Annotated in this window: 11 protein-coding genes and 2 pseudogenes; 7 read left to right on the forward strand and 6 right to left on the reverse strand. The window is 45.6% G+C overall.

The annotated features are described in order from the left end of the window. Window positions 1–68 precede the first annotated feature (68 nt). Entirely contained in the window at window positions 69–278 is a 210-nt protein-coding gene (locus tag ACEW9J_RS26015) for a hypothetical protein (RefSeq protein ID WP_373547967.1), read from the reverse strand. A gap of 97 nt (window positions 279–375) precedes the next feature. On the opposite strand from ACEW9J_RS26015, the gene ACEW9J_RS26020 reads away from it, so the two are divergent. Next, on the forward strand, window positions 376–1,569 hold the full coding sequence (locus tag ACEW9J_RS26020) for an AGE family epimerase/isomerase (protein WP_373547968.1): 1,194 nt from the start codon (window positions 376–378) through the stop codon (window positions 1,567–1,569). A 243-nt stretch (window positions 1,570–1,812) separates the two neighbouring features. Further along, on the forward strand, window positions 1,813–2,559 hold the full coding sequence (locus tag ACEW9J_RS26025) for a response regulator transcription factor (protein WP_373547969.1): 747 nt from the start codon (window positions 1,813–1,815) through the stop codon (window positions 2,557–2,559). Window positions 2,560–2,597: 38 nt separating this feature from the next. On the opposite strand, the gene deoC is transcribed toward ACEW9J_RS26025, so the two are convergent. The 3 genes from deoC to ACEW9J_RS26040 all read right to left on the reverse strand — a co-directional run bounded on the left by deoC (window position 2,598) and on the right by ACEW9J_RS26040 (window position 4,839). Next, complete coding sequence (gene deoC, locus ACEW9J_RS26030; RefSeq protein ID WP_373547970.1) at window positions 2,598–3,284, reverse strand: deoxyribose-phosphate aldolase; 687 nt, start codon at window positions 3,282–3,284, stop codon at window positions 2,598–2,600. A 144-nt stretch (window positions 3,285–3,428) separates the two neighbouring features. Beyond that, window positions 3,429–4,064, reverse strand: a complete 636-nt coding sequence (locus tag ACEW9J_RS26035; protein WP_373547991.1) for an HAS-barrel domain-containing protein — start codon at window positions 4,062–4,064, stop codon at window positions 3,429–3,431. Between the two features lie 58 nt (window positions 4,065–4,122). Next, window positions 4,123–4,839, reverse strand: a complete 717-nt coding sequence (locus ACEW9J_RS26040; RefSeq protein ID WP_373547971.1) for a Uma2 family endonuclease — start codon at window positions 4,837–4,839, stop codon at window positions 4,123–4,125. A gap of 168 nt (window positions 4,840–5,007) precedes the next feature. Here ACEW9J_RS26040 and ACEW9J_RS26045 point away from each other — a divergent pair, with 168 nt between their 5' ends. Continuing rightward, window positions 5,008–5,706, forward strand: coding sequence for a biotin/lipoate A/B protein ligase family protein (locus ACEW9J_RS26045; protein ID WP_373547992.1), 699 nt, complete (start codon window positions 5,008–5,010; stop codon window positions 5,704–5,706). Here ACEW9J_RS26045 and ACEW9J_RS26050 read toward each other — a convergent pair. Beyond that, complete coding sequence (locus ACEW9J_RS26050) at window positions 5,703–6,050, reverse strand: hypothetical protein (protein WP_373547972.1); 348 nt, start codon at window positions 6,048–6,050, stop codon at window positions 5,703–5,705. The two genes, ACEW9J_RS26045 and ACEW9J_RS26050, sit on opposite strands and share 4 nt — an antisense overlap. 84 nt (window positions 6,051–6,134) lie before the next feature. On the opposite strand from ACEW9J_RS26050, the gene nth reads away from it, so the two are divergent. Beyond that, complete coding sequence (gene nth / locus ACEW9J_RS26055; RefSeq protein WP_373547973.1) at window positions 6,135–6,824, forward strand: endonuclease III; 690 nt, start codon at window positions 6,135–6,137, stop codon at window positions 6,822–6,824. A gap of 51 nt (window positions 6,825–6,875) precedes the next feature. Here nth and ACEW9J_RS26060 read toward each other — a convergent pair whose 3' ends face one another. Beyond that, window positions 6,876–8,423: a flavin monoamine oxidase family protein gene (locus tag ACEW9J_RS26060; protein ID WP_373547974.1), complete on the reverse strand. Its 1,548-nt coding sequence runs from the start codon at window positions 8,421–8,423 to the stop codon at window positions 6,876–6,878. A gap of 276 nt (window positions 8,424–8,699) precedes the next feature. On the opposite strand from ACEW9J_RS26060, the pseudogene ACEW9J_RS26065 reads away from it, so the two are divergent. The 3 genes and pseudogenes from ACEW9J_RS26065 to ACEW9J_RS26075 all read left to right on the forward strand — a co-directional run. Beyond that, a pseudogene (locus ACEW9J_RS26065) lies at window positions 8,700–9,872 on the forward strand (MFS transporter); the annotation flags it as partial. Window positions 9,873–10,064: 192 nt separating this feature from the next. Further along, entirely contained in the window at window positions 10,065–12,275 is a 2,211-nt protein-coding gene (locus ACEW9J_RS26070) for a molybdopterin oxidoreductase family protein (protein ID WP_373547975.1), read from the forward strand. 145 nt (window positions 12,276–12,420) lie between these two features. Further along, window positions 12,421–12,699, forward strand: a pseudogene (locus ACEW9J_RS26075) (ABA4-like family protein); the annotation flags it as partial. Window positions 12,700–12,765 lie beyond the last annotated feature (66 nt).

Below are 12,765 nucleotides of genomic sequence, written 5' to 3' on the forward strand. Positions count from 1 at the left end.
TCGCTTGGCATGGTCACGATTTGTTGTCCGCTTTTTGGGCATGGGTCAAACTCGGTTCTAACTCTGTGCTAGTCTGAGTTTGACATCTTTTCTTTCTCCCCTTGACAAACCTCGGTTTTTCTTAACTTGTCACCACTCGGGTTGGACGTATATGAGTTAGGCGTTGTGCCAGCAGCCCCATCGTAGATGATCGTCATCGCTCCAACTCGCTCGATTTCGCCAGCTACGATTCCACTCACTGCCATACTCATAATTGATGCCCAAGACTTTAACTTCATTTATTACTCCTTCAAATTTAGCAAAAAAATAAAGATGCTCTTATTATGCTCATTTAGTGGAACGATCTAACTAATTTCTAGAAAAAATACATACATCATGGACTACGACTTCAAACAACTAGCAAAACTCTACAAAGATACACTGCTGGATAATGTATTGCCATTTTGGGAGCAAAACTCGATTGATTGGGAGCAGGGTGGTTATTTTACTTGTCTCGATCGATCGGGACAAGTCTACGATACCGATAAGTTTATTTGGCTCCAAAATCGCCAAGTTTGGACATTCTCGATGTTGTACAATCGGGTGGAACAGCGGAGTGAATGGCTAAAGATTGCCGGACATGGCGCAAATTTTCTCGCCGAGCATGGGCGCGATCCTCAAGGTAATTGGTATTTTGCACTCGATCGATCGGGACAGCCCCTTGTGCAGCCTTACAACATCTTCTCTGACTGTTTTGCCGCGATGGCTTTTAGTCAATATGCCCTCGCCGATGGTGAATCTTGGGGAAAAGATATCGCGCTCCAAGCCTATCAAAATGTATTGCGGCGCAAAGACGATCCCAAGGGTCGATATAATAAAACATATCCTGGGACTCGATCGCTCAAATCTCTAGCCGTACCGATGATTTTGGCTAACCTTACGCTAGAAATGGCGTGGCTATTGCCGAGTGAGGAACTCGACCGAGTTTTGGATCTGACTGTGCGGGAAGTAATGACTGACTTTCTGGATCAGCGCGGATTGATGTATGAAAATGTTGCCCCCGATGGTAGTCATGTCGATTGTTTTGAAGGTCGATCGATTAATCCTGGACATGGGATCGAAGCGATGTGGTTTATCATGGATATCGCTAACCGTCGCCAGGATTTAGCCACGATAAACCAAGCGGTAGATGTGGTGTTAAATATCCTCAATTTTGCGTGGGACGAGCGCTACGGCGGGATCTATTATTTCATGGATGCTGATGGTCATCCACCTCAACAATTAGAGTGGGACCAAAAGCTGTGGTGGGTACATGTCGAAACTCTCGTCGCCTTGGCAATGGGTTATCGGCTCACAGGGAGGGAAGAATGTTGGACTTGGTATCAACGAGTGCATGAATATACCTGGACACACTTTGCCGATGCCGAATACGGGGAGTGGTTTGGTTATCTCAACCGCCAGGGTGAAGTATTATTGGATCTCAAAGGTGGTAAATGGAAAGGTTGTTTTCATGTACCACGAGCACTATTGATGTGTTGGCAACAGTTTGAGGAACTAGGCAATAGACTTCCTGCGAAAGTCAGGCTTTAGGCTTTAGGCTTTAGGCTTTAGGCTTTAGGCTTTAGGCTTTAGGGGAAGTTTTGGACGAAAACAGTATTAAAAAATATTTTGCTGTCACTTTCGCAGGAGGTCTAATAGCTGAACCGCGAATTGTGTGGCGGAAGTCAAATTTATTGATTTCAATCGTGCGACAGTCTAAATCGGTAATAATATTAGTAAATAAGAGATCGAGATCGATTTTCGTCCGGTTGTGAGGGTAGATCGATCGAATAAGTGAACCAGAGCTGGTTATTAGTTAAGTATCACAAATCTAAGGAATTGGACATGATTCGCATTCTCCTGGTAGATGACCAGAAGAGCATTCGGGAACGGCTGAAGTCTCTACTTGAGACTGAGCCGGACTTTGAGATCGTCGGAATGGTAGACAATGGTTATGATGCGATCGAGCAGGTGAAATTACTCATTCCTGATGTCGTCCTCATGGATATGGAAATGCCCGATATCGATGGTGTCCTCGCTACCAAAATTATTTCCCACAGTTCGCTAAAAACCAAAATTTTAGTACTTAGCAGTCATGATAGCGATGAATATGTCGCCGATTCGATTCATGCTGGTGCCAATGGCTACATTCTCAAAGGTGCCCCCGCCCAGGAAATTTGTGATGCCGTCCGATTTGTCAATCGTGGATATATCCAGATTGCGCCAGGTTTGTTTGAGAAATTCATTCCCAATGAAACTGAAGTTGGCGCACGGGCATGGAAACCTCCAACTTCGAGCAATCGCATCCCGATCGATCGACTTGATTATTCGGGAAATTTGGAACTAACTGGGATCGATAAAAGCAAATCTACACCCAGTTTAGCTATTATCCCATCATCGCGATCGCCAAGATCGATCGGGTGGTATCAAACTACAGCATTATTATTAGCTGGATTAGGATTGACAGGTTCGTTATATCTATTCCGTCAGAGTGCCAACAAGCCAGCCGACAACCTACCCCATCGTCAAGATCGATCTTAACAACATCAGACGGCATCGCTCGATCGTTTCTGCTGTTGCTAACCACCAGCTTTTGCATCCTGTTCTCGCTGTTTTAATAGATCTATCCCCCAGGAAGTGCCCAACCTTGTCGCCCCAGCCAAAATCAAATCCACCGCTTGCTGATGGGTGCGGATCCCACCAGCCGCTTTGATGCCGATTTGGTCTTTAGTTAGATCCTTGAGGAATCGCACATCTTCGACAGTTACCGCACCACACCAACCCGTACCCGTTTTCAGCATCCGCGCACCCGCTTCCATGCAGATTTGGGCGGCAATTTCTCGTTCCGGTTGCGTCAGTAGCGACATTTCCAAAATTGCCTTTACCCCTTGTCCCGTCGCTTCGCAGATTTCGGCAATCTCACGATGTACATCATCGATTTTGCCTGCTTTTAACCAACCGATATTGATTACTACATCCAACTCTTGGGCACCATTCTCCACCGCCTCCTGAGCCTCATACAGCTTACTTGCCGTCGTCGTGGCACCTGTAGGGAAACCAATCACCGTACAAATCTGGGGCGGTTTTTGGTGCAATAAAGCGGTAACTTGCCGCACATAGCAGGGATTGACACATACAGCCGCAAAACCAAATCTATGTGCTTCCTCACACCACTGTTCCACCATCGCAGGAGTAGCCGCCGCACCGAGCAAGGAATGATCGATATATGAGGTGATGTCGATGTTACTTGATTGTTCGGCTCGCATGGTTAAGTCAGTGGATGGTGGATGGTGGATAGTGGATGGTGGATGGTGGATGGTGGACAGTGGATGGTGAATAGTTAGTTTTTAAAAAGAAGAACTAAATCATTATCATTAAAACTTAGCTATCAACTATCAACTGTCAACTAATCAACGGATTTGGGATAAGACATAGCGCAATCTATCATAATCATCCTTGAGAATGAGGCTGACAGTACGTCCGGCGGTAACTAGCCACGATCGATCTCGCGATCGTAAATGATGAATTTCGCGAATAGTAGCGGCTGTCAGAGCCTCCACAGGTGCCCCTTGTACCTGCAACAGCGTCCGCAGAAATTCTAACTGTTCGCTAAATCTAATAATCTCTTCCTTATCGCACTGATATACACCCTGATGGATTTGAGGCGGGCGGGGTGGTAAATATTGATACATTTGACCCTTATCATCCTCAAAACCGATGATTGCCGCTTTAAACTCGGTTTTGAGCATCGCAAAAATTTGGGGCTGTTCTTCGCGTAATTCATCTAGCGACATTCCCAGCGCACGGGCACGATGGACGGAATCGATCGGGGCAGTGGTAGCATGGTAAACCACCGCGAGGATTTGATTGCCCGATTCTTCATCAGCAGCTTTGACAATACTCCCAAAGGTGGGCATCACCGCGAGTTTGAGATCTTCTGGCTCCAGACATTGAGCCAGAAATTCACAAGTAGATGTCTCGATTACCTCCGCGATATGCTGAGGATTTTTGGCACCGATACTAAACTGGGGAAGGGGTAGGCGCACGAGTAGAGGGTAGAGGGTAGAGGGTAGAGGCAACATGGGAATGTTGCCTGTCAAACAATTATAAATTTGCAGGATCGATCCCCAATTCCTGTAGTTTTGTCGCTAATGTGGCTGCACGTTGCTCGGCAGTAACTGCACGCTGTTCGGCAGTGTCTGCACGCTGTTCGGCAGTATCGGCCCGCTGTTCGGCAGCTCGACGGTGCAGATCGAGATCGCCAAAACTAAGGAAGGGTTGACCGTCGGAGCGATAAATTTGGAGAGTATCGGGTTCGAGATCGAACCGAATTGCTAACAATGGACTTACCCAGCTCTGTGGCTCTTCAATCGATTCTAATTTACCATCAACTCTCATCCAACCAGCAAAATCAATCCGATCGGGATCGTAGATATAATACTCGTTTACGCCATAGCGATCGTAAAAACTTAACTTCCGCTGCATTTCTGCCAGTCGACTGCCTGGAGACAAAATTTCAAACACAACTTGCGGCGCAATTCCGGCTTCTTTCCATTGCTGGTAAGAACCTCTGTCACCTTTCGGCCTGCCGATCGCGACCATGATATCAGGTGCTTGGCGAATGGTATTATTACCTTCGGCTGGATACCACAATAAATCTCCCGCGACAAATACATCAGGATTTTCGGCGTATATAAGCTCAAGATTTTCTTTGATGGTGACAATCCACCGAAATTGTTTGGTATTGTCGGACATTGGATTGCCGTCGCAGTCAGGATAGATAATCTCGGCAGTAGTTGAAGTAAAGATGGGTGCGACCATATGCGTTGGCTCTTTGGCGTAGACTCTCCGTCAGGAGAATCGATACTACTCTAGTTGTAAATATAGCAGAATAAAGAATCTGGTATTGACTTGGAGCGCAATCGATTGACTAATTTAGATCCAACTTGGCGACTAATCCCACCGATTGAAACTACCGGAAATATTCAAATGTCGATCGATCGGTGGTTATTGCAACAACACACTTTAGGACAAATCCCACCGACATTACGCTTCTATACTTGGTCGCAGCCGACAATCTCTCTAGGGTATCACCAACGCCACTATCCCGAACATTGGCAATCTCTAGTATGGCACGATTCTCCAACGGAGAGGCTGCGCCAACGCCCTGTAGATATTGTCAAACGTCCGACTGGTGGGCGCGGAGTATTGCATCAAGGAGATCTGACTTATGCCCTTGTCGGATCGGGATTTGTTGGTAAAAGAGTGGAAGTATATCAACAAATTTGTCAGTTTCTGATCGATGGCTGGAGATCGATCGGTGTCGAATTAGGATATGGTACAGCAGAAACGGGTTATATTCACAATCCCAATTGTTTTGGCACGGCGACAAGCGCAGATCTAGTTTGTGCGGATGGTTATAAGCTCATTGGTAGTGCCCAACTAATTAGATCTGGTGCAGTTCTTCAACATGGTTCGATGCGACTCAATCCAGATTTAGAGTTATTTGAACGAGTATTTGGTGAATCGATCTCTTTACCATCTGCACCAATGTTACAGTTCACTACTCCCCAGATTATTGGTGCTCTTACCAAGGCAGCCGAAAGTCATTTTCAGATAAAATTAGAGATTCAGCCATTGTCCGATCGTGAATGGGCGCAAATTAGCAAAGAAGATGTCGATCTTTAAGATCGGCCCTCATCGATAGCGATCGTTTTGATAGTGCCAGAGGGATTGTTCGGAGCAACTTTATGACTCCATTGAATCCTAATGGATACTCGACCTTTTTGAAAATATTTAGTCGTACTACCAGTTAATTCATTCTTACCGACGACATCTTTAAAGCCCTGGGAGTAGAGTTTTCGTTGGGCATCATCACTATTCATCCCCTCATAAATGCCATACTTAGATCCAGTCCCAAAAGCAACTTTTATAAAATCTTGGACTGGAGCTGGTACAAAAAATTCAACTCCAAAAAACACATAGCTTAGCAACGCGATCGAAATACCAGTAAATATTACAAATTTAGTCATTGGCTTATAATTTTAGATACATACTAGTCAAGATCGCTATATTTAGTAATCTACTATCTACCTTACCCAAATCAAGACGAAGAAATGAGTATCGATCGCCAGTGGACATCCAAGAAGAAACGAGCATTAGAAGTATTGCTTAGGCTAAAACGACTCTATCCAGATGCCACTTGTAGTTTAGATTATACAACACCCGTTCAATTATTGGTCGCGACGATTCTTTCGGCTCAATGTACCGACGAGCGAGTGAATAAAGTTACGCCAGCATTATTTGCGAGATTTCCTGATGCGCGCGCGATGGCGTATGCAGATATTCTAGATATTGAAGAATTAGTGCGATCGACTGGATTTTATCATAATAAGTCTAAAAATATCCAAGGTGCTTGTCGTAAGATCGTCGAGGAATTTAATGGTGAAGTTCCTCAACTAATGGAACAGTTACTCACATTGCCAGGAGTCGCGAGGAAGACGGCAAATGTAGTTTCTGCTCATGCCTTTGGGAACATTCAAGGTGTCACTGTCGATACCCATGTTAAACGGTTGACTAATTTAATTGGTTTGACTAAGCATCAAGATCCGATTAAAATCGAGCAAGATTTGATGAAGTTCTTACCTCAAGTAGATTGGGAGAACTTTTCAATCATGACGATCTATCATGGTAGGGCTATTTGTAATGCCAGAAAACCTAATTGTCCCGATTGTGAACTAGCCGAACTATGTTCGTCAGCACATCAGCCACCTAAAACCAAAGCTCAAGCAAGTATTCGTAAATAACTAGTGAGGGCAGATCCCCGACTTCTCCAAGAAGTCGGGGATCTGAGTGAGTTATTTCAACTCTTTCAAAATGGTTTCTGCTGCTACTAATCCAGTTGCACATCCCCCTTCCATATAGCCTTGAGCATCGATCGAACAATGTTCACCGATGAAAAAGAGATTGCCCACTCTTTCACCTTCTACACCCGCAAATTTCGTCCATTGTCCGACTAAATAACAGGAGTAGGAACCTCGTGAAAAAGGACGATCGATCCAATTAGTAACGATCGATCGATCTGAGGATAGACCTTTTACTCCTGGATAGATTAGATCTAATTGCTTAGTTATTTCACTAGCTACTTCTCCAGGTTTAGATCTACCTATTCTTACACCTAATTCACCACCGCTAAAACTAGTAAGAGTACCTGTTTTAGTCTCTGCACCTCGGCTTGAATCCCAAGTTTCACTAGTATCTAGATCGCTAAAGGATTGACCGTTAGATTTGTACTTATTACGCCATAGCTTATCGCTGTAGCTGGTAATTAATTTAGTATTTGTACCATAGCCCAATTCTTTAATAGCAGCTTGTTTGACAGCAGGTAATTTGACACCTAGATCGATTTGCCTGAGGATGCTAAATGGTAATGCTAGAATAACTCGATCGAATGTATATTCCTTACTCATGCCACCTTGCCTGAGACTGACGCGATAGCGATCGTTATTACTACGGATTGATTCTAACTGGGTATTAGTTTCGATGAGACTGCTAAATTTGGCTGCTAATCGATCGATAATTTGTTGATTACCACCACGAATCTGGTATCGTTGGTCGCTACTACCAAAGATTTCGATTTTATCTGGATCTTTACCGATTAATAGTAATAAATTAATTGACGACTGACGATCGACTTCTAATCCATACTCATTAGTGTAAGCAACTTCAATAAATCGTCGTAAGATCGGATCGGGACAATAGCGATCGAGATAAGTTTTAATCGAGATGCGATCGAGTTTAATGGCGCGAGGATTGGTCGATTTATAGTTTACCTCACCGATGGCTTTAACATCCCGATCGATCTGTTTGACGAGGGGAATAAATGCCCTAACTAATTCTTGTTCGGTAACTAATCGGTTTTTAAAAAACCAGACATCTTTAGTCAACCCGCGATCTGTGGCAAATAGATCGACTTCCACTAAACCTAGTTCCTGAGCCAACTTCCGAATATTTTTATGCCCAGAGTCGATAAACTCGCCGCCTAATTCTACAGTGCTTTCCGTGCCGAGTGCCTTAGTTTGACTGAGCATCCTGCCACCAACCCGATTGCTGGCTTCGATGATGCGGACTGTTACACCCCCCTTATTCAAATAGTAAGCCGCTGTCAATCCCGCAATCCCCGCTCCCACAATAAGTAGTGGTGCTGTTGTCGCATCAACTTTCCGCTTCAATATTAGGGCGGAAATACCACCTGCTGCCGCAAGAGAGCCTTGAAGCCAGCGGCGACGACTAATCCGCAGATCCCATATTTCCAAAGCTGTTGCCGAGGATATGCTCCGGCGTTGAGCAAATCTGGCAATCTGATAAGCACGCCGCAAACCCTGAACTAGAGAAGTTTTAGCCATAAAGTCACAATTATACAAATATGTCTCGATTAGTAACATACTCCCTTCCCACCCAAGAAATAGACGGGAGCAGTTCACTATCCACTATTGACTCACTATCCTAGGATCTAATTCTTCACTAGGAAGGGAGTATTTATGCTGTATTCTGGTTAACTTTACAGTTCAATTAGATTCAAAAAACGGATTATCAGCATGTACTTATCGAAAGGTAGATAATAAACTGTAACAGAAGCTACCAATTTATATCCAGCATTCCCGTAACTTGGACGTACTGAACGTCTACTGATGGGGATTGTCGGTTCTGGCTTTGTATTGGGAATTCGGATGGTATCAGAATGGTTCCCGCCTAAAGATATTGGTATTGCTCAAGGTATCTGTGGTGGTTGGGGTAACTTCGGAGCTTTTGGTGCGGAATTTGCATTACCTTTAATTGCTGGAGGAACTGCCTTTCTCGCTGGTGGAGACACCAATTGGCGATTGACAATCGTCATGACTGGCGTAGTTGCAGCCATCTATGGTGTCGTTTACTTCAACAGTGTCACCGACACACCTCCAGGCAAAGAATACAAGCGTCCTAAAAAATATGGCGCGATGGAAGTTACCAGTGCCAGAGATTTTTATGGCTTGCTGATTATGAACTTCGGGCTGATTTTTGCCCTGGGATTATTAGCATGGCGATTAGCACAGAAGAAATTACACTTCCTCAATGCGGGACAGATGTATTTTATCTGGTTCATATTAGCTGGCTTGTATGCTTATCAGACTTACCAAGCTTGGTTAGTCAATCGCGATGTGGTGCTGGGTAGAAAACAATTTGCACCAGCCGAGCGGTATGAATTTAGCCAAGTTGCGCTGTTGCAATTTACCTACATCACCAACTTTGGTTCCGAACTTGCGGCTGTCTCGATGTTGCCTGTCTTCTTTGAGAAAACATTCGGACTCGAACATGCCGCCGCTGCGATGATTGCTTCTACCTATCCATTCCTAAATCTATTCTCTCGCCCCAGCGGTAGTTTTATTTCTGATAAATTTGGTTCTCGGAAATGGACGATGACGATAGTAACTGGATTAATCGGCGTTGCCTACCTAGTAGCGCATCAAATCGATAAAACTTGGGCTTTACCTGTAGCAGTTGCCGTGACGATGTTTTCCGCACTGTTCGCTCAAGCAGGTTGTGGCGGTACCTTTGCAATTTTGCCATTAATTAAGAAGGAAATTACCGGACAAGTCGCGGGTAATGTCGGTGCTTATGGTAACTTTGGTGGTGTAGTTTATCTGACTATTTTCAGCTTGACTCATGCACCGACTCTATTTGGTGCGATGGGCATGGGTGCGCTACGATGTGCTTTCCTCTGCGCTTTCTTCCTCAAAGAACCCCAAAACTCATTTGGGCCAGATAAAGCTGCTGCTGTAAACATGGGTAGTGGTATTAGTGAAGAGTTGGGTTAATTAATCGACTGGCGGCATTGGCAGCTATGTTGCGAGGTTGGGTAGTAGATATCCAACCTCATCATATTTTTAGTATTCGCCAACACAGAATATTTGAAGTAGAATCGGTATTTTGCAGATCTATACCTATTTTTAGCATCATCCTAACCCCTAATCCCTAGCCGCGAATCGCTACCCCCTACCCCCTACTTTATGACTGATACAACTAAAACACTTTGCCCCTATTGTGGTGTCGGCTGTGGTTTAGAAGCTTCGCCCCCCGCTGTGCCAGGAAAATCAGTGCATCGAGATAGTAGTGGTATACCGATTTGGAAAGTGACGGGCGACAGATCTCATCCTTCTAGTCAAGGGATGGTATGTGTCAAGGGGGCGACGATTAGTGAGTCGTTGTACAAGGATCGCTTGCAGTACCCAATGGTACGAGATCGTCTCGACCAACCATTCAAGCGGGCGAGTTGGGAAGAAGCTTATACTCGGATTGTCGATCGAATGCAGACAGTGCTTCATACTCAAGGTGCCGATGGCATCTGTATGTATGGTTCGGGACAATTTCAGACCGAGGATTACTATACCGCCCAAAAACTTCTAAAGGGTTGTTTGGGTACGAATAATTTTGATGCCAACTCTAGACTCTGCATGTCTTCAGCGGTATCTGGCTATATCCAGAGCTTTGGAGCCGATGGGCCACCATGCTGTTATGATGACATCGAAAAAACAGATTTTGCTTTTTTAATTGGGACGAACACCGCCGAGTGTCACCCAATTTTATTCAATCGCCTTAGAAAGTATCATAAGCAACACGATCGCGTCAAGTTGGTCGTAGTCGATCCACGTCGCACCGCTACCGCCGAAGCCGCAGATCTCCATCTAGCGATTACGCCTGGTACAGATATAGATTTATTAAATGGGATTGCCTACTTACTCCTGCGCGCGGGCAAAGTAGACCAGCAATTTATCGAATCATGTACCAATAACTTCGCCGCCTTTGCTGAAGTCGTCCAACATTATCCACCCGACGTAGTTGCGGCTAAATGTGGCATCGCTCAAGCAGATCTCGAACAGACCGCGAAATGGTGGGGAGCATCCAAGAATGTCCTGTCATTCTGGTCGATGGGAGTTAATCAATCGAGCGAAGGTACTGCCAAAGTCCGACATATTATCAACCTGCATCTGATGACAGGACAAATTGGCAGACCAGGAGCTGGGCCATTTTCCCTCACCGGACAACCGAATGCGATGGGCGGACGGGAAGCTGGTGGACTAGCGCACATCCTCCCTGGCTATCGCCTCGTCAAAAATCCCGCCCAACGCGCCGAGATCGAGCAACTCTGGAATTTACCAGCAGGCAGAATCTCTCACAATCCAGGTAAAACTGCCTGGGAGATGATAACAGGGCTAGAAACAGAATCGGTAGGCTTGCTGTGGATCGTAGCCACCAATCCAGCGGTCAGTATGCCCGATATCAACCGCACCAAAGCCGCTTTATTGCGATCGCCCTTTACGATCCATCAGGATGCTTATTACCCCACCGAAACCGCTAAATATGCTCACGTCCTCCTCCCCGCCGCCCAATGGAGCGAAAAGACAGGCGTGATGACCAATTCTGAGCGGACAGTTACCCTCTGTCCCGCCTTCAGAAGTCCTCCAGGCGAAGCCAAAGCTGATTGGGAGGTATTTGCCGAAGTCGGGCGGAGACTGGGCTTCAAAGAGGAATTTTGGTTTAAAAATAGTGCTGATGTCTACGCTGAATTTGCCCAACTCAGTGCGGGTCGCCCCTGCGATATCACTGGATTGAGCCATCAATTTCTCAAAGACAATGGCCCTACCCAATGGCCCCACCCCATAGGCTGCAAAACCCAGTACGGCAAACGCCTCTATACCGATCTCCAATTCCATCACCCCGACAAACGCGCCAAATTTGCCGCCTGCCACTCCAAAGGACTCGCCGAACCACCAAACCCAGATTATCCATTTGTATTGACCACCGGGCGATTATATGGTCACTGGCACACGATGACCCGCACCGGACGCATCCCCAAAATTCAACAGATGCACCCCGATCCCTTTGTCGAAATTCACCCCAAGGATGCCGCAAGGTTAGATATTGAGAATGGCGAAATGATTGAAATTCGATCGCGTCGTGGTACGGGTAGATTTCCCGCACTAGTCACAGCGGCGATCGATCGTGGCACGGTATTCGTCCCGATGCACTGGGGGGAATTGTGGGCGAAAGATGCCGAAGCAAATCTATTTACTCACGATGCCGCTTGTCCCGATTCATTGCAACCCGAACTCAAGGCGTGTGCGGTGCAATTAGTACCAGTTAAATCGATCGTCCCAGCATCATCAATCCCTTTTGGTGTGCCGAGTAAGGTGTCGAGTAGATTGGGCGTTTATGGGTAAATCTTTAAGCTGATGTTTGGATGGGTTTAATAGTCGGGGATCTTGCGGTAAGAGCGATATATTTCGATCGATCCTATACAGCGGTTCTCAGGAACATAGGGGACACTTGAAATCCTGTACCTCTTCCCAAATCAGGCTTTTGAAGATCGATCCCGACTCAGCAGCAGCACTCGCCAATCCCAAACTACCTGATATTGCCCGCTTCTTTGCCAATGAGGGAGCCGCCGCGCTGGGGTGGGTACATTTTCTAGTGATGGATTTATTTGTCGGACGGTACATCTATTTAGAAGGACAAACTAAGGGTATAATTACGATTCACTCGCTGATTTTGTGTCTATTCTTTGGGCCGATTGGATTATTATCTCATCTGATTACTAGTGCGATCGTCAATCTCAGAAATACCCCTACTTCCGAACTTGGGTAGTTTATCAGGGCAAAATTGTTTATTTATCGAATCAGACAACCATACTTATAGGGTTGAGGGCAAAAA

Source organism: Chamaesiphon sp. (assembly GCF_041737865.1).
Taxonomy (GTDB): Bacteria; Cyanobacteriota; Cyanobacteriia; order Cyanobacteriales; family Chamaesiphonaceae; genus Chamaesiphon.